19 protein-coding genes and 1 pseudogene are annotated in these 21180 nt (G+C 61.5%); 10 read left to right on the forward strand and 10 right to left on the reverse strand.

What is annotated here, in order from left to right; genetic code table 11:
* Positions 1 to 27: 27 nt before the first annotated feature.
* The 4 genes from AC0ZT5_RS20600 to AC0ZT5_RS20615 are packed head-to-tail and all read right to left on the reverse strand — an operon-like array spanning position 28 to position 3527.
* Positions 28 to 948, reverse strand: coding sequence for an ABC transporter permease (locus tag AC0ZT5_RS20600; protein WP_488497911.1), 921 nt, complete (start codon positions 946 to 948; stop codon positions 28 to 30).
* A 2-nt stretch (positions 949 to 950) separates the two neighbouring features.
* The gene (locus AC0ZT5_RS20605) at positions 951 to 1799 is read right to left on the reverse strand and encodes an ABC transporter permease (RefSeq protein WP_488497912.1); all 849 of its coding nucleotides are present in this window, start codon (positions 1797 to 1799) and stop codon (positions 951 to 953) included.
* A gap of 7 nt (positions 1800 to 1806) precedes the next feature.
* Positions 1807 to 2391: an ANTAR domain-containing response regulator gene (locus AC0ZT5_RS20610; RefSeq protein ID WP_488497913.1), complete on the reverse strand. Its 585-nt coding sequence runs from the start codon at positions 2389 to 2391 to the stop codon at positions 1807 to 1809.
* Positions 2388 to 3527, reverse strand: a complete 1140-nt coding sequence (locus AC0ZT5_RS20615; RefSeq protein ID WP_488497914.1) for a transporter substrate-binding domain-containing protein — start codon at positions 3525 to 3527, stop codon at positions 2388 to 2390. The genes AC0ZT5_RS20610 and AC0ZT5_RS20615 overlap by 4 nt, the downstream gene beginning before the upstream one ends.
* A 957-nt stretch (positions 3528 to 4484) precedes the next feature.
* Here AC0ZT5_RS20615 and AC0ZT5_RS20620 point away from each other — a divergent pair.
* The 4 genes from AC0ZT5_RS20620 to AC0ZT5_RS20635 all read left to right on the forward strand — a co-directional run bounded on the left by AC0ZT5_RS20620 (position 4485) and on the right by AC0ZT5_RS20635 (position 8882).
* The gene (locus tag AC0ZT5_RS20620) at positions 4485 to 6710 is read left to right on the forward strand and encodes an adenylate/guanylate cyclase domain-containing protein (RefSeq protein WP_488497915.1); all 2226 of its coding nucleotides are present in this window, start codon (positions 4485 to 4487) and stop codon (positions 6708 to 6710) included.
* Positions 6711 to 7076: 366 nt separating this feature from the next.
* Positions 7077 to 8234 carry a D-alanyl-D-alanine-carboxypeptidase/endopeptidase AmpH gene (gene ampH, locus AC0ZT5_RS20625; protein ID WP_488497916.1) on the forward strand — a complete coding sequence of 386 codons (1158 nt, stop codon included), beginning with the start codon at positions 7077 to 7079 and terminating at the stop codon, positions 8232 to 8234.
* 157 nt (positions 8235 to 8391) lie between these two features.
* Positions 8392 to 8721 carry a gamma-glutamylcyclotransferase gene (locus AC0ZT5_RS20630; RefSeq protein ID WP_488497981.1) on the forward strand — a complete coding sequence of 110 codons (330 nt, stop codon included), beginning with the start codon at positions 8392 to 8394 and terminating at the stop codon, positions 8719 to 8721.
* A complete protein-coding gene (locus AC0ZT5_RS20635) occupies positions 8622 to 8882 on the forward strand; it encodes a gamma-glutamylcyclotransferase (protein ID WP_488497917.1) in 261 nt (86 codons plus the stop codon). Before AC0ZT5_RS20630 ends, AC0ZT5_RS20635 begins: the two co-directional genes overlap by 100 nt.
* Positions 8883 to 9100: 218 nt before the next feature.
* Here the strand turns inward: AC0ZT5_RS20635 and AC0ZT5_RS20640 are convergent, their stop codons facing one another.
* Positions 9101 to 10387: a mechanosensitive ion channel family protein gene (locus AC0ZT5_RS20640; protein ID WP_488497918.1), complete on the reverse strand. Its 1287-nt coding sequence runs from the start codon at positions 10385 to 10387 to the stop codon at positions 9101 to 9103.
* 209 nt (positions 10388 to 10596) lie between these two features.
* Between AC0ZT5_RS20640 and AC0ZT5_RS20645 the strand changes: the two are divergent.
* Positions 10597 to 10950 (forward strand): annotated as a pseudogene (locus AC0ZT5_RS20645) (ATP-binding protein); the annotation flags it as partial.
* A gap of 176 nt (positions 10951 to 11126) precedes the next feature.
* Positions 11127 to 12512 (forward strand): adenylate/guanylate cyclase domain-containing protein, encoded by a 1386-nt coding sequence (locus AC0ZT5_RS20650; RefSeq protein WP_488497919.1) that lies wholly within the window; start codon positions 11127 to 11129, stop codon positions 12510 to 12512.
* 824 nt (positions 12513 to 13336) lie between these two features.
* Here the strand turns inward: AC0ZT5_RS20650 and AC0ZT5_RS20655 are convergent.
* Both AC0ZT5_RS20655 and AC0ZT5_RS20660 read right to left on the reverse strand, forming a co-directional pair.
* Complete coding sequence (locus tag AC0ZT5_RS20655) at positions 13337 to 15133, reverse strand: adenylate/guanylate cyclase domain-containing protein (protein WP_488497920.1); 1797 nt, start codon at positions 15131 to 15133, stop codon at positions 13337 to 13339.
* A 729-nt stretch (positions 15134 to 15862) separates the two neighbouring features.
* Positions 15863 to 16378 carry a substrate-binding domain-containing protein gene (locus tag AC0ZT5_RS20660; RefSeq protein WP_488497921.1) on the reverse strand — a complete coding sequence of 172 codons (516 nt, stop codon included), beginning with the start codon at positions 16376 to 16378 and terminating at the stop codon, positions 15863 to 15865.
* Here AC0ZT5_RS20660 and AC0ZT5_RS20665 point away from each other — a divergent pair.
* A complete protein-coding gene (locus AC0ZT5_RS20665; RefSeq protein WP_488497922.1) occupies positions 16377 to 16508 on the forward strand; it encodes a hypothetical protein in 132 nt (43 codons plus the stop codon). The genes AC0ZT5_RS20660 and AC0ZT5_RS20665 overlap by 2 nt on opposite strands.
* 436 nt (positions 16509 to 16944) lie before the next feature.
* On the opposite strand, the gene AC0ZT5_RS20670 is transcribed toward AC0ZT5_RS20665, so the two are convergent.
* The gene (locus tag AC0ZT5_RS20670; protein WP_488497923.1) at positions 16945 to 17547 is read right to left on the reverse strand and encodes a TetR/AcrR family transcriptional regulator; all 603 of its coding nucleotides are present in this window, start codon (positions 17545 to 17547) and stop codon (positions 16945 to 16947) included.
* A 134-nt stretch (positions 17548 to 17681) separates the two neighbouring features.
* On the opposite strand from AC0ZT5_RS20670, the gene AC0ZT5_RS20675 reads away from it, so the two are divergent.
* Entirely contained in the window at positions 17682 to 18074 is a 393-nt protein-coding gene (locus tag AC0ZT5_RS20675; protein WP_488497924.1) for a nuclear transport factor 2 family protein, read from the forward strand.
* Positions 18075 to 18199: 125 nt separating this feature from the next.
* Here the strand turns inward: AC0ZT5_RS20675 and AC0ZT5_RS20680 are convergent, their stop codons facing one another.
* Complete coding sequence (locus tag AC0ZT5_RS20680; RefSeq protein WP_488497982.1) at positions 18200 to 18589, reverse strand: helix-turn-helix domain-containing protein; 390 nt, start codon at positions 18587 to 18589, stop codon at positions 18200 to 18202.
* Between the two features lie 13 nt (positions 18590 to 18602).
* On the opposite strand from AC0ZT5_RS20680, the gene AC0ZT5_RS20685 reads away from it, so the two are divergent.
* Both AC0ZT5_RS20685 and AC0ZT5_RS20690 read left to right on the forward strand, forming a co-directional pair.
* A complete protein-coding gene (locus AC0ZT5_RS20685) occupies positions 18603 to 18998 on the forward strand; it encodes a DJ-1/PfpI family protein (RefSeq protein ID WP_488497983.1) in 396 nt (131 codons plus the stop codon).
* Between the two features lie 143 nt (positions 18999 to 19141).
* The gene (locus AC0ZT5_RS20690; protein WP_488497925.1) at positions 19142 to 19819 is read left to right on the forward strand and encodes an HD domain-containing protein; all 678 of its coding nucleotides are present in this window, start codon (positions 19142 to 19144) and stop codon (positions 19817 to 19819) included.
* 279 nt (positions 19820 to 20098) lie between these two features.
* Here the strand turns inward: AC0ZT5_RS20690 and AC0ZT5_RS20695 are convergent, their stop codons facing one another.
* Positions 20099 to 21118, reverse strand: coding sequence for a Gfo/Idh/MocA family oxidoreductase (locus AC0ZT5_RS20695; protein ID WP_488497926.1), 1020 nt, complete (start codon positions 21116 to 21118; stop codon positions 20099 to 20101).
* Positions 21119 to 21180 lie beyond the last annotated feature (62 nt).

Raw genomic sequence — 21180 nt, forward strand, 5'->3', positions numbered from 1 at the left:
AGTTCACTCCTCTGTTGGTTTTGTTGGTTATTGGCTGCGGATGCGCGGGTCGACGAATGGCGCGACGAAGTCGGCAAGCAGGTTGCCGAGCACGATGGCCAGCGCCGAGACCAGGGTGACGCCCATGATGATGGGCACGTCGACTTGCTGGATGGCCTGCCAAGCGAGTTGGCCGATGCCGGGCCAGCCATAGACGGCCTCGACCACCACCACGCCGCTCATGAACTGGCCGATGTCGATGCCGACCATGGCGATAATCGGCAAAAGCGCGTTGGGCAGCGCGTGGTTCAGCACGACGCGGCGGCCGCTGAGACCCTTGGCGTGGGCCGTGCGCACATAGTCCTGACGCAGCACCTCGATCATGGCCGAGCGCACCATGCGCGCGTACCATCCGGCGCCGAGCACGCCGAGCGTCAGCGCCGGCAGCACGACATGCCGCGCGGTGCCGAAACCGGACATCGGGAACCAGCCTAGCGTGGCGGCAAAGACGTATAAAAGCAGCAGTGCGACGACGAATTGCGGCGACGAGACGCCGACGAAGGACAGCATCATGATTGAGCGGTCGACGAAACCGCCGCGCCAAACCGCCGCGATGATGCCGAAGGTCAGACCAAGTGCCACCTCGACGAGGATGCCGGCGGCCATGAGCACCAGCGTCGCCGGCAGGCGCGCCAGGATCAGCGGCAGCACCTCGGTCTTCTGCGTATAGGAGCGGCCGAGATCGCCATGCAGCAAGGAGCCGACATAGTGCAGGAACTGCATGACCAAGGGCTGGTCGAGGCCGAGCTCATGCCGGATGGCGGCCACCATCTGCGGCGTCGCGGAGCGGCCGGCGATCAGGACGGCGGGGTCGGCCGGCAGGTAGTAGAGCAGAAGGAAAGTGATGGCGGCGACGCCGAGCAGGATCAGCATGGCCTGGACGAGACGGCGAGCGAGGAAGACGGCCATCGTCACAGCCTCCCGCGCTGCGTCGGGTCAAGGATGTCGCGCAACGCGTCGCCGATCAGGTTGAAAGACAAGGCTGTGGCAAGGATGATCGCGCCGGGAATGAACACCAGCCAGGGCGCATCCTGGAAATAGCTCTGGCTTTCGAAGATGATGTTGCCCCAGGAGGGCTGTGGCGGCTGCACGCCGATGCCGAGAAAGGACAAGGTCGCTTCCAAAAGCACCGTGGTGGCGATGCCGAGCGTGCCCCAGACGATTGCCGTCGGCATCAGATGCGGAAGGATGTGCAGAAAGATGATGCGGCAGTTGCCGGCGCCGAGCGAACGCTCGGCGACGATGAAGTCGCGTTCCACCAGGCCGCGCGTTTCGGTGTACACAATGCGGGCGACCTGCACCCAGTTGACCAGGGCGATCACCATCGCGACGATCCACAGGCTGGGCTTGAGCAGCGCCGCGAGCGCGATGGCTAGCAGCAGAGCCGGGAATGCCATCATCAGGTCGGTGAAGCGCATCAGCAAATTGCCGACAGTGCCGCGCAAATAGCCAGCGAGCAGCCCGACCAGAAGCCCGATCGCAACGGCGACGCCATTGGCGACGAGACCGATGATCAGCGACGTGCGGGCGCCGAACAGCACGCGCGAGAGGAGATCGCGGCCGAGCGTGTCGGTGCCGAACAAATGCTCGCCGCTGGGTGGCAGCGGCGCGCCTTCGAGCGACAGGCCGTCGGTGAGCTGGTTGTCCGGCGAGAAGTGCACGATCCACGGCGCGAAGATCGCCGCCAGCAAAACGATCACGACCACGATCAGCCCGAACAAGGCGGAAGGCCGTCTGACAAGTTCGCGCAGGACCCGCATGCGGCGCCTACATAGCCCGCGGCACGGGCTCGTGCCCGGCGACGATGGCGGCGGCGACGTGCTCGACGGTGAGCCGGCGCTGCATTGCGAGGTGGCACAGGATGCGATAGGCGCCGGCCTCATCCGTGCCCTGCGCGGCCATGATGGAGCGCATGGCGTCGTAGACGATCGGCCGTAACCGCAGGCGCTCCTCCAGGCCGGCAATGCGCGCCCGCACAGCCGTGCGTTCGTGGTGGGCGTGCGTGGCGAGCACCAGCGCCGGGTAGACCGAGGAGGCGACAACCGGCTTTGCCATGATCGCGCCGGCGCCCTTCGCAAGCGCCCAGGCGATGCGGCCCGGCGCTTCGGAACCCAGGAGCGCAACCACCGGAACCGGCGCGTCGTCGCCATCCCATGGCAGAAGATCGTTCCAGCCTTGGTCGGCGTCGACGAGGACGAGATCGGCCGGCGTTTCGGCAAGATCGAGCGGCTTCCACTGCACCAGAACGGTGACGCCCAGCCGTTCGAGCTGCCGCTTCACGCGCTCGATGTTGTCGTCGGCGCGATGCAGGATTGCGGCGCGCCAGGAAACGAAATTCGGCGTCCGCGTCATTGCACCACCCTCAGATGCGGGGCGTGCTGGATAGGCAGCGTGCCGACGAGATAAGGGTCGGCGGCGATGGCGCCATGCGAGGCGATGATGTCGAAGCCGGAGCGCTCGTTAATGCGGCCAAGATGGAAAGGTAAGGCGGCATGATTGGTGCGCGGATCGATGGCGAGCGCCCCGAGCACGGTTTGCCGCGGCCGGGCATGCAGGAAGCCGCGTACGCTGGCGGGGTCGTCGCGATCGGCCTCCGACACCGCTTCGGCGCAAAGCTTCACGGCTGCGTAGGCGCCGGCGAAGAAGCTGGAGACGCGACGCCCGGGGCCGAAGCGGGCGGCGACGCGTTGCTTAAAGCTGCGATTCTCGAACGACGCCAGGCTTTCGAAATAGGAGGCTGTCGAGAGCTGGCCGACGGCCACGCCCGGCTCGATCTCACCCAGCTCGCATTCCGTCAGGTCGCAGCTCAACACCGGGCAGCGTTCCGGCGCGAAGGCGCGATTGCGCTCGCCCAGCCGCTTGACAGCGGCAAGGAAGGCATAGCTCGACGGGCCGATCATGTTGTTGAGGATGAAGTCCGGCCGGTGGCGCTCCAGATCGGCGATCAGTAGGCCGACATCGGTCTCCTCGATCGGCAGACAGCGCTCGCCGAGCACCTCGCCGCCGGCGCGCATGAGAAGCTCGCGCGCCAGCCTATTCATCTCCCAGCCCCAGACATAGTTGGCGCCGGCGAGATAGACGCGCTTGCCGTGGCGCGGCAGCATATAGTCGAACAGCGGTATTAGATGCTGGTTGGGACAGGCGCCTGTGTAGATGACGTTTTCGTTGGCCTCGAAACCTTCATAGGGGCAAATGTACCAGAGCAGCCCGTCGTATTTCTCGACCAGCGGGATGACGTCCTTGCGCGACAGCGAGGTGATGGTGCCGATGACACTGCGGCAGCCCTCGTCGCGCAGCATCGAACGGATCAGATCGAGATAGCGCTCCGGCTGTCCAGCGGGATCGCCGAACACCGGCTCAATGCGCACGGGGCTGCCGGCTTTCTCGAGTTCCTCGATGGCGAACTCGGCGCCGGCGCGGCAATCGCGGCCGATCGCCCCGTAGGGGCCGGTGGTCGAATAGAGGATACCGACCCTGAACGTCTTCACCAGGACCTCAAAAAACAAAGGCCCCACACGCATCCCATGCTCCATGAGACGCGGCGGGGCCATGCTGCCCTTGCCCGGCCTTGCCGGACGCGATTTGTTACGCGGGAAAGTGTGCGCTTGCGGAATAGAACACGAGCAGGCGCACCCTTGTCAACGGCGACTTGCTCGAATGGAATGGCTTGGAGCTTAGCTCATTAAACGGTCGGCTTCGAAATGGAGCATGCAGGTCAGTCCACAGTCTGCATTTCGGCCGGGCTACTGAAGGATGCCGGTTAGAATGCGAGCCGATCGACTGCCTGCAATCCGGCAAGGGGAAACGCCCGATCCTGGCGTAATCACGACCTGCAAGTGGTCGCACGCATGTCCGCTTTCGTGAAGCGGCGAGGCTGACCTCTACGTCCGAGATGCGGCGCATTGCTGATGTTCACAGCCTTAAGGTTGGACTTTCGCTCTCTGGCCAATACGCGACATCGCCATGTCCGGCAATCGACGTGTTGCTAACAGCGAAATGCGGTGGCCGGTGTCTATCTCATTTGCGCCATGAACAATCTAGGGTCTAACGTCTCACTTGGGCCGCAAGCGGACGGGCAGCTGCGAGTGTCGGGAGTGTCGGAAGCGCACCTTGAGGATCCTTGAGTGCATCGACATCGTTTGACCCAACGGACTCTGCCGTGTCGGGAAATTCACCGTATTTCAGACGTTGATACCGCTCTTCCGGAAGCCTTCGAGCCAGTGATCCCTATCCGCCTGTCTCGAGCACATTCGCATCCAAAATGACAGCGATAAGAACGCCCGCAACTTCGGCTATTGGCCCTGGCTGTGTGACACGTTTTGACACAACCAAGGCCCAAGGCGGACCCTTCGCAAGCGTCAGCTGGGACCTAGTGAGATCTTCTCATAGTGCCGGTTGTCCCATTTTCTGGTATGTAGACTGTCCACCCCGGGACCTAAGACCCGATGGACCGCAAGCTGGCAGCCATCCTCGCCGCCGATGTCGTCGGCTACTCGGCGCTCATGGAGCGCGACGAGAAAGGAACCCATGAGCGGCTGACGGCGGGCCGGAAAGAGCTGTTCGAGCCCGAGATCGCGCGACATCACGGGCACATATTCAAGCTGATGGGCGACGGGATGCTGGCCGAGTTCGGCTCGGTCGTCGATGCAGTAGAATGCGCGGTCAGCCTGCAGCGCGGGCTGGCGGAACGCAATGCCGACATTCCACAGGGCCAGCGCGTCCTGGTGCGCATCGGCATCAATCTCGGCGAGGTGATCGTCGAGGGCGAAGACCGTTTTGGTGAGGGGGTCAATATCGCAGCACGGCTCGAACAGCTGGCTGATCCCGGCGGCATTTGCGTGTCGGGCAAGGTGGCCAAGGAAGTCGAGAAGAAGCTCGCCTTCGGCTTCGAGCCGATGGGAGAGCAGAAGGTCAAGAACATCGTCGAACCCGTGTTGGCTTTCCGCGTCAAGCTCGACGGCGTGCCGCAGGGACGGACCGCTGCGATGGAAGCCAAACGCGTTTGGCCGTGGATGGCGGCCATGGCTGGAATCCTGCTTCTGGTCGCAGGCGCCTGGCTTATGTTGCGCGAAACTGCTTCCGTCGACGTCATTGCCACCAAACCGGCGGCATTGGATGGCAAGGCTTCACTCGTCGTGCTTCCCTTCGACAATCTCAGCGACGACAAGGAACAGGGTTACCTCGCTGACGGCATCACCGAGGATTTGACAACCGAGCTTGCTCGCGTGCCTGGCCTGTTCGTGATCTCGCGCAATGCCGCTTTCGCATACAGGGACAAGGCCACGCAGCCCGCCCAGATCGCCAAGGAACTGGGTATGCGCTACATCCTCGAAGGCAGTCTACGGCGCGGTGGCGAGGATATGCGCGTCAACGCCCAACTGATCGATTCCTCAACCGGCGGCCATATCTGGGCCGAACGCTACGATGGCGCCTGGACCGATGTTTTCGCCTTGCAGGACAAGATCGTCGGCGAAATCGCCACGGCGCTCAAGCTGCGTCTGGTGGAAGGACCGCGCACTGCCGAGATCGCCGGCGGCACCGGCAATTCGGCGGCCTATGAGGCTTTCCTCCAAGGCCTTGAGCTCGAGTATCGCGGCACGCCCGAGGACATCGCGAAGGCGGCCACGTTTTTCCGCCAGGCGCTTGCCCTTGAGCCGGATTTCGGTCGAGCCACTGCCGAGCTTGCTTATCTGCATTGGGATGCAGCCGGCAACAATGCCAAGGAAAAGGCCCTAGGCCTATCGCATGACGAAACCCTATCTAAGACCCGTGGCTATCTCGACGAGGCGGCGAAGCATCCTTCGTCCGCCTATTACCGTGTCCTTGCCGACTTCCAGCTTTGGCGGCAGCAGTCGGACGAGTCCGTGGCCAATGTCCAACGCGCCATCGCACTCGATCCGAGCGATCCCGATAACTACCTGGAGATGAGCCTGGCGTTGATCTACAACGGCCGCGCCGCCGACAGCTTGGTCTTCCTCGACACGGCTATGCGCGTCGATCCCGGCTGGACCATCTTCCGCCGCTACCTGTCGGGATTGGCCCAGTTCAACATGGACCGCTTCGCCGAAGCCGTCACTTCCTTCGAGGCCATGGACCCGAAGTCCCCCGACTATTGGTCCACATATAGCGGTCTTGTGATGTCGATTGCCACCTATGGCCACCTCGGGCGCAGCGCCGATGCCGCGAACGCCATGGCCAAGCTCAAGACCTATCCAGTCGACACGAAAGACGGAACGCTTTCGATCCTCAGGATGCAGGGACTTTTCCCGTTCAAGAACTTCGCCGACACCGAACGCGTACAGGACGGCCTGCGCAGGGGGAGCATGATCGAACTACCCTTCGGCCTCGATCCCAAGTCGAAGGACCGACTGACCGGGGCCGAGATCAGAAAGCTCATATATGGTCACGAAACGATAAGCCGGCAGCTCGGAACTAATCTTCCCGGCTGGTCGCACACCGACGCCGAGACTGGCCAGATAAACGTCAAGATCGGCGATTGGTCGGATTCCGGGCCGACCTGGATCGAGGGGGACACCATGTGTTTTTCCCTCGCGGCTGAGCTGAGGACTTGTGCGGTCGTCTACCGCAATCCCGCAGGCTCCTTCGAGGAAAAGAACGAATACATTTTCTATCAGCCCTGGCAAATTTTCGAGTTTTCGGTCGTGAACTGAGGGAGGAGCCGTCAGTTGCCAAATCTCAAAAGAAGGCGAACCTTCGTGCGGCCGCCTGAAACCTGAATGTCGACTTCTGGCGCATCGTGGTGCCGACGATGCTGCTTTCAGGAAGCGGCGAAATTGATCTGAGGCACAGACGCCCGACATCCAGGCGGCGGCCCCTAGGGATGATATCGCCAGAGCTTCCACAGGGTCTCGCCGAGCTTGTCAGCGCCCTCGACCGCCGGCTCGACCCCGTTCCTATGATCCACTCGTGGATAGCGGTTCAACCGTCGCCGGCATTTCTCGAACCTGTCCGGATGGCTATTTGCTGTTGTTACACCGTGTTAGGTTTCATGGCGTCCCAGGAGAAGGATAAGACTGATGTGCCTGTCACGTTTATGCCGACCGATAGCTTCGGCCGTGCCAGCCCTTGCGGCGATCATACTTTCCTCGCCGACACAGGCCGAGGATAGACTGCTTGCAGAAGCCCTTCAGTTTCACGGTACGATCCTCAATCTCACCACCAAGGTCCCCGGCTTGGTGGTGGGCGCCGTGCGCAACGGCGAGAGCGCTTTCGCCGGTTTTGGCGAGATCGCCGATGGAACCGGCAAGGAGCCGGACCGCGACACGATGTTCCGCATCGGCTCGGTGAGCAAGGTCTTCTGCGGCGGGGTGCTTTCCGCCCTCGCCATCGAGGGCAGGCTCAAGCTCACCGACGCGCTTCAAGATCGGCTGGGCTATGACGTCGAGCTGCCACGGATAGACGCGCGGGAGCTGCGGATCATCGATCTAGCCACACAATCGTCCGGCCTGCCGCGCGAGCTACCGACGCCCGTCGCGCCACCCGATGATCCCTTCTCGCTAAACACTCGGGAGGCGCAGATCGCGGCTCTGAAAGAGAACCCGCTACTCTTTGCGCCCGGCACCTCCGTGCTCTACTCCAACTTCGGCTACGACCTGCTCGGCGCCGCACTCGCCAACGTTGCGGGCAAGCCCTATGCCGAGCTGCTAAAGGAGCGCATACTCGACCCTATCGGTATGAAGGACACCGTCTTCAACCCTCGGCCCGGTGACAAGGCGCGGCTGATGCAAGGCCATTTTTTCGATGGGAGCGCCATGCCGAGGGCGCCGACGCCGGTGAGCATCGAATGCGCGGGCGGCCTCTACTCGACTGCGAACGACATGCTGCGTTGGATCGCTTGGCATGTAGACACCAAGCCCTCGGCAGCCAATGCGGAACTGCGCCTCATGAATCACGCCGCCTTTCTCTATCGAGACGGGCTGAAGTCGGTCGTAGGGCTTGACGATGGCGGGCCGATGGACGCGATGGGGCTAGGATGGGTGATTACCTTGCCTGATGACAACCGTCCTTTGATCCTTGAGAAGAGCGGCGGCTTACAAGGGACGTTCAGCTATGTCGCCATAGCGCCGACCCGCGGCGTGGGCGCCTTTTTCGTGATGAACGAGTTCAATGCGGCGGCGTTCGAAGCCGCCGTCAAGATGACCAACGATCTCGTCATGGACCTGGCGCCACGCTAGAAGCGGAGAGTAGCCCTACGAGGGACGCCAGCACGAGGCCCGGAGCGCGAGCCCAAGCCTAATACAGCGGCCAAGGCGCGCCGAGGTGTGCAGCGGGCTGTACATCGTGTCCGCGCTACGGTCGGAGCTGAAGCAATAAAATTCGACTGCATTCTATATCGTCGAGCAGCGGGTCGGTGTTGCGCGGGGCTGGCACCGCTCATTCTGTCTCGGGTGGGATCGCCGTTTCCGCGGAACAAATGAGCGACCGGGCCTCATGTTGGCGCTCGACCGCGGCGGGACATGCAAGGGTATTGTCCAGCGTCTGCCGCCAGACGCTGTCGAGGCCAATCTCGACAAGCTACTGCGCCGTGAGATGCTGACCAGGCCGTCACCGTTCCCGCCCCGTTGGGTGAACGTCCTGACCGCCACTGGACCGCTTCGCACCACGCGTTCACGATGGATCGCAAAAGCGAAGCTTACATCGGTGGACTATCGGTCGAGGTAATCGCTGACACACTCGCGACGGCGGTGGGCTACTGGGGGTCGATGGCAGAGTACCTGCACAATACCGTCAAGCATCTCGAACGGGCGGGGGCAGACGACCGCCTTCTCTGGCGCCTGCAGGAAATGGTCGCCGAACGGATCGAAGCGGCGACGGCGATGTGAATGTCCGTTTGTGACACAACGACGATGTCCAGCGGGGTCGCTGGCAACGTCTGCTATCGGGCAACAGCAAAGATCAAATCAATGGCCGACATGAGGCGCGAAGCAGTCATTGGGTCGCCGCCCAGCCACCCTGGCTACTGCCTTGATGCCACCGGCAGGCCGTCGGCGCCGATGATCTTTTCACCCCACCCTTGCCGGCGAGCAGCGCTCCCGCACCCTCAGCGCCCGTCCGCCGGCTTCATGATGATCTCGCGGTGCGGATAGGGGATGCTTATGCCGTTTGCCTTGAATATGTCCCACAGGGCCAGCAGTACCTTGCCGCGCACGTTGGTCAGGCCTTGCTGGGGGTCGCGGATCCAGAAGCGCAAGACGAAATTCAGCGAGGAGTCGCCGAAGTCGGTCAGCCAGCAGACCGGCCGCCGGTCGGCCTCGACCCGGCCGACGCTGATCGCGGCCTCTATCGCCAGTTCGCTGACCTTGTGGGGATCGGCATCATAGGAGACGCCGAAGTTCACATCGAGCCGCACGAGGTTGTCGCTGAACGACCAGTTGATGACCCTCTGGGTGATGAAGTCCTCGTTGGGGATCAGGAATTCGCGGCCGTCGCGTGTCACCACCGAGACGAATCGTGCCCGCAATTCGCGGATCCAGCCGAAGGTGCCTTCCAGCGAAATGGTGTCGCCCGGCTTGATCGACTTGTCGAGCAGGATGATGACGCCGGAGACGAAATTCGAGACGACCTTCTGCAGCCCGAAAGCGAGACCGACGCCGACGGCGCCGGAAAACACCGTCAGCGCCGTCAGGTCGAGGCCGACGGCGGAGAGTGCGACGGCGCCGGCCACCAGCACGAGGCCGATCTTTGCGACCTTGCCTACGAGGACGCGGATCGACGGCGTCAGCTCCTCGGACATGCGGACGCGCTCATCGATGTAATTGCCGGTGACCACCGCAAGCCAGACGGTGGCGACCAAGAGCAGCGCCGCCTTCAGTACCATGAGCGCCGAAACGCGAACCGCGCCCAGAGGGATTGCGAGGCTGTCGAGGAAGGCGGCCGCCTCGTCACCTACGCCGAGGATGACAAGGGCCGCGGAGATCCAGGCCAGCCAGCCGAGCGTGCGCGCGACGAGGCGGTTGCGGATGATGCGAGACAGCACGGCCGCGAACAGCCACGCCAGCGAGAGCAACAGCACGACGAGCAGGAGATAGGTGCGGCTCGGCCAGGTGATTGCGCGCAAAATGTTGAGCGCGGCAAACAGCAGAACCGTGAAAAGGATCCAGTCGGTGCGCCGCAACAGCGCGATGACGACCCTCAGCAGTCCGGGATGGCCCTTGATCTGGCGTGCCTGGTTTTCGACCAGCGGCTCGACCCGCAGCGCCGCGAGCTTCGCCACCAGAAAGAGCGAGACGATGATGGCGGCCTGATAGACAGACCACGGCGTGGCGGCATAGTCGAACCATCCGCCGGCCCAGGCCAGCGATCTATCGATGGCGTCGCGAAAATCCATTGCCACACGACCACTTGGCTACGAATTGCACGTCCACAATGTCGTCGGCCCTGTGATTGGTCAAGTCGACCTTAGGGGTCAGTAGCCGTCGCCCTCGATACCGGCTCTGCCCCAAACGGACATCCAGAACGACTAATCATTGCTCCGCATGCGAGCTGGACCGGATTGGGGTTTCAGCACTGCGGCGAGAACAATCCCCGCTACGAACACGCGCCAGAGGGCGGTTCTTCAACCTCGTCGATCTCGTCGACCAGCTTGAGCAGGAGAAGGCCGCCGGCGGCAGTGGGCGCTTGGCCGAGAAGCTGCTGCGCCACGATCTCATCGTCATCGACGAGCTCGGCTATCTGCCGTTCAGCCAGCCTGGCGGCCAGTTGCTGTTCCACCTGATCAGCAAGCTCTATGAAAACACCTCCCTGCTGATCACCACCAACCTCGCCTTCGCCGATTGGCCCCAGGTGTTCGGGGACGCCAAGATGACCACCGCCATGCTCGATCGACTAACCCATCACTGCGACATCATCGAGACCGGCAACACCAGTTGGCGTTTCAAAAACCGCAGCTGACAAAACCCTCCCCCCGCCCCCCGGCCATTCTGCTAATGTGGGAGATTAACTGCTCCTTGCCGCGAGATCTGTTCAAACGCACGCATGAACCGCATGCAGATTGCTAAGGTTAGGAACTTGGCCACGTGCTACCATTGGTGGCCTGATTGTGGCGTCCGAAGCAGGCTCAACGGTGCTTGATCGCATATCTCCAGTCCACGGTTGAGATTGGCTTCGTTTCCGGGATTCGAACCGCCATGGCTCCACGCACCCAGTACGCGAAGTGCGGCAATCTATCGATCGCCTATCAGGTCCTTGGTGACGGGCCAATCGATCTTGTCTATGCGCAAGGTTGGGTCTCCCATTTGGAGTATGCATGGGAAAGTCCCGACTATGCGCGGTTCTTCAGGCGTCTCGCCAATTTCTCGCGCTTGATCAGGTTCGATCGTCGGGGCGTGGGTCTATCCGATCGAGATGTCGGGCCCGCGACGCTCGAAGAGCGAGTGGATGATATCCGGGCGGTCATGGATGCTGCCGGGTCGGAACGGGCAGCCCTCCTTGGCGTGTCCGAGGGGGGCTACATGGCGGCAATGTTCGCCGCAACTCATCCCGAACGTACGGCCGCGCTTATTCTCTGCGGGAGCTATGCTCGCCAAAGCTGGGCGCCTGACTATCCGTGGGGCATAACGCTAGAGGATCGTGACGCGTGGAACACGCTCATGGAAGAGAATTGGGGTGAGCCTTTTGAGCTCGACCAGGCTGCGCCGAGCATGGCAAAGGATGAGGCGGCGCGCTCATGGTTCGGCGCCTATCTTCGCTATTCCGCAAGTCCGGGTGCAGTTCGAGCGCTCAACGATCTGAGTTTTGAAGTCGATATACGCGGTGTTTTGCCGAGTGTTCAGGTGCCTACTCTAGTGCTGCATCGCAGCGGAGACCGCTGGCATTCTGTCCCCGAAGCCCAATATCTTGCCGATCATATTCCAGGCGCCAAGTTGGTCGTGCTTCCCGGCGACGATCACTTACCGTGGTGGGGTGACCAGGAACGACTGGTAGGTGAAGTGCAGGAGTTCCTGACTGGAACCCGAAATAATCCGCCCTCCGAGCGGGTCCTCCTGACCGTGCTCGTGACCGATATTGTTGGATCAACCGAAAAGCTCGCGGCAATCGGAGACCTCAAATGGAAGGAGACTCTGCAAGCGCATGACGGTGTCGTGCGACGAGAGCTGAAGAACTTCGGTGGCCAGGAAGTCAACCGCACGGGCGATGGCTTCGTTTTGGCTTTCACCGGGCCAACCCGGGCTATCCAGTGCGCGCGGGCAATCATACAGGAACTGTCGCGTCTCGGCCTCACCGTGCGCGCTGGACTGCATACCGGTGAATGCGAGCGGCGCGAGACCGATCTGAGTGGGCTCGCGGTGCATGTTGCGTCACGCATCTGCAGCAATGCGTCGCCGGGCAGTATCCTGGTGTCCAATACGGTCAAAGACCTGGTTGTCGGCTCGGGGATCGGGTTCATTGACCAAGGCATGTACTCGTTAAAGGGGGTGCCTGGTGAATGGTCCCTTTTCGCCGTCGTTGAATAAGCCGCAGACTTCCGAGACGGCGGTTGGTGGCTACGGTTATTCACTATGCACCATCCAATCTCGATCTCTGCTCGTACCTAGAAGGTCCGGCCAAAGCGTCATTTCGTGACTTGGTGATCGGGCTGGGGGCGACGATCCAAAAAAAGGGACGGCCGCCAGTGTATAACTGGCGGCCGTTTGATTCCCCACGTTAACCGAATGGCCCGCCGGACCCCCTCCCGGGCTTACCCGCGTGGGTGCACATGAACCTCCCACGCCCTCCGCTCCGCGCAACGCCGAGGGCGCTGCGCTCCGGGCGCGGGTCCCTCCTATGCACTACCCGGATAAGCCCAAACCTGGGCACCCAGAAGGGTCGCGATTGGACGCGAAAAGGGGGGCACGGTTGGAAGCGAATTGACATCAAGGATGGCGAGTTCGTCGCCATCAAGACGGTCACCCGAACAAGGCCGAAAAGATGGCCGACACCTTGGCCGCTGCCTCACGTACGCTGCGGTCGATGGAATCCCAGCTTCGGGGCGCGCATGCCCGCACGATGCTGATTTAACAGCCCCGGCCTTTTCTCCGTGGAGAGCGGGTGCTAGTGGTCAAAATCTGACGTTTGATACCGAGGTCGTAAGCCCGCTCAGGGTGGAACTCCGCCGTTCCTTGGTCGTCGATAGGAACCGGCAAGTTGCGCCATGCGCCGACGCTTAGCATCGAGGCAATGAACGTCTCAATATGGCCGAAAGCGGAATGGCTGCTTTCGGGGTGATTGGGCTGAAAAGCGGACCTTCGCGTCCAGCATATCCCGGGCGGCTTTGCGCCAAATATCGGTGATCATGTGTTCAGTCCGGCAATCCAGCTTTTCGTAGACCCTCGACCAGGCAATCAAGCGCTCCGACGTCCGCGATCGGCCAATAGTCGCGGACGAAAGCCAGATCTATATCGGGGCGCAGAGCCCTCAGCCGATCGACGCTACGCTGCGCCTCGTCCATTCGCCCAAGGTGTGCTTGAGCGGCAGACAAAATGGCCCAACGCGACCATTGGACATTGGGCTCGCGGAGTGACCGTTCGGCCCATTCAACCGCGTCATCCAGCCTTCCCAGAAAGAGGCAGGCTTCCGCCTTTCGCAGCAAGAACTGGCCATAATATGCGTCTTGCGGGCTGAGTCGCATCGCGATGTCTATATGCGGCAACGCTTGCTCCGGGTGTCCGCTGGTGGAAAGCGCCATGCCGAGCGCGTAGTGGGCCTGTGCAAAGCTTGGGTCCAGTTCTGTCGCCTTGCGAAGCTCAAATATGGCCGCGTCGTGGCGACGCACCATTGTTAGTGCTCGTCCCAGAGCGTAGCGGTTGAACGCGTCTTGGCCGTCGAGTTCGACCGCCCTCCCTGCGAACCGAAGTGCATTGGCTTTCGCATCCACCGTGTCGACGTAGCCGCCTATGATCTGAAAGAAAAAGGCTTCCTCGGCACCGGCGTAGGCACGAGCTAGACCGGAATCGACTTCTATCGCTTGGCGGAAAAAATGCTGCGCCTGAGCAAGGTCCGCTTCGGTACGTCTGTAGATGTGCCAGAAGCCGCGCTGGCAAAAATCCCATGCTCGCAGGTCGTCCGGGCGTTTGGCCCGTGCCCGCTCCCGGTCGGCCCGGCCAAGTTCCGGCTCAATCGCGCCGACCAATGTGGTTGTGATCTCGTCCTGAACGGCGAAGATGTCTTCCAGGTCTCGGTCGTAGCGTTGCGCCCAGACATGATTGCCCGATGAGCCCTCGATCAATTGCGCAGTGACACGAACGCGGTTGCCTGCCTTGCGCACACTGCCTTCGAGCACATATGCCACCCCGAGCTCGCGGGCCACAGCGCGGATGTCCGGGGACTTCCCCTTGTAGGCGAAGCAGGAGTTGCGGGCGATCACGAAGAACCATCGAACTCGCGACAACGCGGTGATCAGGTCCTCGGTGACCCCATCGGCAAAGTACTCCTGCTCGGGATCGCCACTCATGTTCGTGAATGGCAGAACGGCAATCGAAGGCTTTTCTGGAAGCTCTATCGGGGCAGCCGGACTGGTGGCAGTAGGTCGCACCGGCGCGGCCAGGGGCGGGATAGCGCCCGCCTTCGCCGAAGCGCCGACCTCGAGCGAATAGATCCGCATCGGCTCGGCGATGTTCTTGAGGTGGGTTTGGCCGAGATCGCTGACTAAGAGATCGAGCCTCGACCTGACCTGCCGATAGGCATCCTCCGAAAGGCAGATGGTGCCGGGGGCAGCGACGCCTTCCAGGCGTGCCGCGATGTTGACTCCGTCACCCATGAGGTCGCCGTCGCTCTCCTCAACGACGTCTCCTATGTGGATTCCGATGCGGAACTCAATACGGCGCTCGAGCGCAACACCTGCATTGCGTTCGAGCATGGCGGTCTGCACCTCAATGGCGCAGCGCACCGCGTCGACCACACTACGGAACTCGACGAGGGCTCCGTCCCCGGTTCGCTTGACCACGCGACCATGATGCACGGCGATCGTGGGATCGATCAGGTCGCTTCGAAGTGCCCGCAGCCGCGCCAAGATGCGATCCTCGTCCGCGCCGGCGAGCCGGCTGTAGCCAACGACGTCGGCGGCCAGGATTGCAGCAAGCTTTCGGGACTCGCTCATTCCGTCCTTCCCTGTCCAGCCGAGCACCATAGCCCGATCAGACCCTCCCCGTCTCGGCATAGAGCAGTCACGTCAACGCACGATAGCCCGAACCTTGGTCGAATGTCCGCCTCTGGGTCAAACCCGGACATCCGATAGGAAAACGAACGATAGGAAGTGCCCCTCTCTTTGGCCCGGATGCGGACCGGAAGCTTCAGGAAAAAAGCCTCCCAGGCGGACAGTTCGCATGGCGCCGAGTCCGGCTGATAGTGGACCTTCAACAATTTGGCAGCGAGTGGCCACATTGTGCCAACCTTGCCGAGGACGAACGTCTGACCTAAACCCCATCCCGGATTCCAGTGGTGCAGCCAGTAATATTCGTTCTGTTCCGCGCGCGGGCCGTTCGGATTCCGGAAGATCTCGGCACAGGCCCTTGTGTCCCTGAAATAGAAGCAGTCCCGGTTGCCCTCGAAATGCGCATACCCGCCGCTGTCGGCAACATCACCCCACGTGTAGGCATAGGTCGATCCATCTGCCGACGCAGTGACGCTCCACGGGACCCCGCTCTTGAAATCCTTCGCCTGCAGCGTGGCGGCGTTCGTCGTGCGGGTCCAGCACACGCCCCGGCGATCGTGTGGCCGAACATCAGTCTGTGCATCTCGTCGCCGCTCAGCCTGTCCGGCGACTTCGGATCGAAGTCGAACGGCAACTCCGGCATACCGGCCTTGAGCAGTCCTTCCTGAAAGCGCATCACGTCTTCAAGCTTTGCGAAGGGGAGATTCTGCGCGGCAAGCAGAACAAGGGGGGCGTCACCGCCGCCGTCCAGTCGGCGTCGTCAAAACAGATGAGCGAAACCTTGTCGGGTATTGATAAACCTAGCTCTCGAAGGACGCCGAGAAGGACGAGGGCGACGGAACTGTCCGTCGCGAGAAACGCGGTCGGACGGTTCGCAGACTGACAGCGCTGGCGCAACTGGCGAGCAAGATTCTCAGTGTCCCAACCTCCGAGGATAATCAGCTTGGGGACAATCTGGATTCCGGCGTCGTGGAGCGCTGCGCGGTAACCGTCGATACGCTCGCGAACAGAGGAAATCAGGTACTGTCGCTCCCCGTGAGAGGGGGCGTTGGACACAAGTGCGATGCGTCGGTGTTCTCGCTTGATGAGAGACGCCACCGCCTGATGGGCCGCGCGAAAGTTATCAATCGCAAAGGTGTCGGCATTGAGTACCGGTACACGCCTGTCGAGAAGGACGAAGGGAAAACCCATGTCCCGCGCCGTTGAGGTGATCCACCTCGATGCTGGAGGTTGGCGAAACAATCGGGCCATCGACACGGTTGGCGAGCAGCACGCGCACCGCGTTCCGTTCGAGTTCGATATCCTCGTCCGTGGTGGCTAGAACCACACCGAAGCCATTTGCGCTGGCTGTGTCCGTGATGGCCCGAATGGCTCGTGCAAAATACAAATTCTCAATACCGGCTACGCCAATCATCTCGCTGCGGCCCGTGGCCATGCTGCGGGCGAGTAGATTTGGCTGGGATCGCCTGCGACCACAAGCAATTGTTTCTATTCGCTTTTTAACGACTTCAACAGCCGATTTGTATCACAATAGGTATCACAATATGTAGCACATTCACTGCTGCTTCGTGGGCGCAACCAGAGGTGCGCGGTCGAAACCGCCGCTATATAGCTACAACCTCATGCAATGTCGGCTCTACACGCCATCCTGCTTCTTTCCGCCGCGCCGAACTGACCGCCTATCGTCCAAAATGAAATTGGTGGGCCCGGAGGGTCGCATGGCGGCTGAGCCAAATAAGCCATCGCAACAGTCGAGGTTACCGGATCTGGGCGTCGATCAGCACCTTTGCCGTGTCGATCAGTTCGCGTCTCAAGCCATCGGGTCCAAGGGTGACGGCGTGGCCATATGCGCCGTCGATGAGCAGCGCAAGTTGATCCCCAAGCCTTTGCGGATTGCGCGCGCCGAGAGCGCGAGCGATCGCGCGCAGGCGTTCGCGCATTTCCTGCTTGTTGGCGCAAGCAACGGCCGTGCCCGGGTGTTGACGATCCGGAAACTCGTTGGCCAGGTTGATGAACGGGCAGCCCCGGAAATGCGGGCTTGCGATCTGATCGCCAATGCCTTCAAGCAGCGCTCTCACCTGTCGAGACGGCGCATCGGCGTGGCGTTCCACAGTTTCGTCCCACCATTGCCAAAACCGCAGGTCCTCGCTTTCCGCAAAGGCCGCGATCAGATCATCCTTCGAGGCGAAGGTCCGGTAGAGGGAAGACTTGGACACCCCCGAGCGCGCCACGACCGCGTCGATGCCGACGGCGCGAATTCCTTCCTGATAGAAGAGCTCGGTCGCGGTTTCGACCAGGCGGGCGCGTGCGGAAGGCTCATCCCGACGCGGCGCGCCTCGCCGTCCTTTAGTCATGCTCATGCTTGCATTTTCTCTGCGGCGTCGATTGACAAAGGGACAGATCGGTACCTATAAAAGAACCGATCTGTACCTATGCACCTTTACTTGACGAGTTGGGGACTGGCAAGTCCCGGCCGCGGACGGAGCACGACTGTATGACGACCTCAAACACGGTGGAAGCCAACAAGGCGCTTGTTCTCGAGGCGATCAGGGGCGTCTTCATCCAACGCGATCCCGCTGTAATCGATCGCCTGTTCAGCGCCGATTATCGCCAGCACAATCCGCAGATTCCAAATGGACCGGCAGCGATCAAGGCGCTGCTGGGAAGCCTGTCGCCAGATTTCAAATACGAACCCGGCCTGGTCATTGCGGACGACGATTACGTCAGCATTCACGGCCGCTATACCGGGTGGGGACCGAAGCCCATGATTGCGGTCGACGTCTTTCGGGTCGCCAACGGCAAGATCGCCGAACATTGGGACGTTTTGCAGGAAGAGGTTCCGGCCGCGCAGAGCGCCAACGGGAACAGCATGTTCATTGAGCCGTAAGGCGCGCCCCGGCGGCGTCGGCAGCGAGATTCGGTCCCCGGAACTTCTCGTTGGAGCGGTTTGGACGTTGGTCGTTGAAGGTCTTGATACACTGCCGCGCTCGTGCCAGGGCACCCTTGAGGAGCTCAGTTCCGAGCGGACCGTCTGATGGATTGGGGTGGTCGCCCGTAGATCCGGATAAATGCCCGCCTCATGTTCTCGGCATCTCCAAAGCCCACTGCCTCCGCGATGCGTTCGACAGGTTCCGCTGTTGCCTCTATGCGGCCTCTTGCCAGATCCGCGCGAAGCCGTTCCACGACACGCGCAGGCGTGGTGCCGGTCTGCGCCCGGAATGTCCGGCTGAACTGGCGCAGGCTCATACCGGCCACCTCCGCCAGGCGCTCGACAGGAAGGTCCTCAGCAATGTGATCCCGCGCGTGACCTAAGGCAGCGGCGATCCGATCGCTCTTTGGCGCAAGATCGATCGACGCGGCGAATTGCGACTGCCCGCCATGGCGACGATGGTAGACAACCAGATACGCTCGCTATCTGACGTCTGTATGCTCTGGCTCGCTCATCCTCGGAGCTGCTGGCTTCCTCGTGGGTCGCCGGGCGGCTTGCCATTGGGCGTGGCGGGACCTGCTGCCGATCTTTGGGGCCATCGTCGACGACAGCCGCATCGTCCGGGATGGCAATATCCTGTCCGGCGGCGGCGTCACGGCAGGTATCGATTTTGTCCTGGCCCTCATCGCCGAGCTAAGCGGCCAACGGGTAGCCGAAATGGTGCAGCTCGGCCTCGAGTACGCGCCCCAACCGCCCTTCAATGCGGGCCGCCCGGACACGGCGTCGCCTGAAATTCTGGAAGCCGTGAACGCGCGCAACGCGATGAACCAGGCGCAACGGCGGGCACGTCTTGAAGGCTGGGCGGCGGCCCGTCAGGCGTAAGGTGTTCAGGTATGTGTGGGCGCCACGCCTTTGTAGCCGAGGCAGGAACACAGGCGCCGGATCCTCGGCCCGGGCTTCGTGGCGCCAGTCTCTTGACCCGACGGGAACGGACATAACCGTCCGCAAAACACATGGAGTCCGAGATGAGCGGTCTGGACAAGCCTGACTTCCTTGATGCACTGGCAGTCGGCCGGACATTGGATCTTGCGTTGCCCGACAGTCGCGCCGTACGGGATGCTTATGAGGCTGCGCAAGCTGAGTCATTGCCTTGGCTCTTCAATCACGTGGTGCGTTCCTGGCTTTATGGCGCCAAGCTTGCCCAGAAGCGCGTGCTCGCCCCGGACGCGGAACTGGTTGCCGTCGCGGTGCTTTTGCACGATCTCGGTCTTTCGCGCGGTGGCGCTCCGGACCGTCGATTCGAGGTTATCGGAGCAGATGCTGGCCGCGACTTCGCCCTTTGCCACAAGATGGGAGAGCGGCGCGCAGACACGATATGGGACGCTATCGCCTTGCACACCACGGGGTCGATTGCCCGGTACAAAGGGGTCGACATTGCATGCTGCATCAGTGGTATCGGGTGTGACTATGGTGGCTTCGGTTACGATGAACTGAGCGACGACAACAAGGACGTGATCCTGTCAGCCTATCCTCGCCTTGGGATGAAAAAACATCTGACGACTTGCCTCTGTGACATCGCAAGGAACCATCCGGATACTACGAGAGACAATTTCATCGCCGACTTTGCCTCGAAATATGTCCCGGGATATACGCGCGGCCGCTCGTCGGTCGACTTGCTGCATAGATCGCCGTTTGCCGAGTAGCCGGCATGGCTATGGCCTACGGGCGGCTCAGCTAGAGCAATTCCAGGAAAGGTGTGCAGTGGTTTTTCGCCCAAGTTTGCGTAAAAACAGAGAGTTAGAGCGGTTCGGCGATTCCGTTAAAACGCTGAACCGCTTTAACGAGGAGGGCAAGGTCTGCGGCGCTCGGAAATCAGCACACATCTTTGTGCGACTGAGCAGATGTTCTGATGTCGCCTTTGGGGCCGGAAGTCCGTTTGTCGTTTCCGTTTGCACCAGAAACGGCCTTTGGCCCAGCCGATTTCAGTTGTGATCGCCACTCTGGTAGAAGGCAGGTTGGCTTTCCATTTCAACCGTAACCCTTCGATTTTGGGCTAGAGCGCACACCCCTGCTTCGGCAGCGATGGCAGCACAGTATCCATCCCAGGCATTCGCGGCGATCGCGGGGAACTGGCCGGTTTGCACGAATTTCAGGAAGGCGCGGTTCTGACGGCGATAGGCCTCGGCATAGCGCCCTCTCCAATCGCTTTCGTAACGCGTGACGTGCTCCAAGCCAGAATCGACCGTCGCAAAAGACAGCGCGCTGAGCGATGTCGCGCCTTTCTCGCCTACCAGCTCCCCACGCACATCATAACCATAGGATGCGTTGTTGTTGATCTCGATGTTGACCAGTTGGCCTTCTGATGTTTCCAAGACCATAAAAACCGGAGCGACCTTCGAATCTGAACGAAGCGGCTGGAAAGCCGAGATGAAGCTGTATTCGACACCAAGCACGAAGCGCGCGACGTCGAATTCATGCGGAGCTGAATTCGTAATTGCCATCGCGGCGGTAAAGTCGGCCTGCGGGGTTTCCACGTTGCGATGAAAGTTGTGCATCATCAGTGCTCGACCGAGGCTCCCGCCGTCCACCGCGGCTTTCATCTCGGTGTAAGACTGATCGAAGCGCCGCATGAAACCGACCTGGACCAAACGACGGTTAACGGCGATCTCATTTTCCATGACCTGCAGACATTCCTTCGAAGACTGCGACAATGGCTTTTCACATAGACTCGGCTTGCCGGCACGAAGGCTAGCCAGCGACAGTGGTGCGTGGGTAAAATCCGGGCTCGCGATCACGACCGCGTCGACATCGTGGCGCGCAATTGCGGCTTCCGGGTCGGTCAGCACGTGTACTGCGCCGACTCTTTCCGCCAAACTCCGCGCCCGCTGCTCCGATGCGTCGCAGATCACCTGCAAAGTAGATCCCGGCAATTCTTCCGCGAAAATGCGAGCATGGTCACTACCCATGATTCCGGCGCCAATCACGGCAAGGCGAATTGACATAAAGGGCTCCAATGGCTGTCGCTGCTACCGAGCGGGTGGTTGAATTTCGGAGTCGATTTGGC

This window comes from Mesorhizobium sp. CNPSo 4670, from assembly GCF_057784235.1.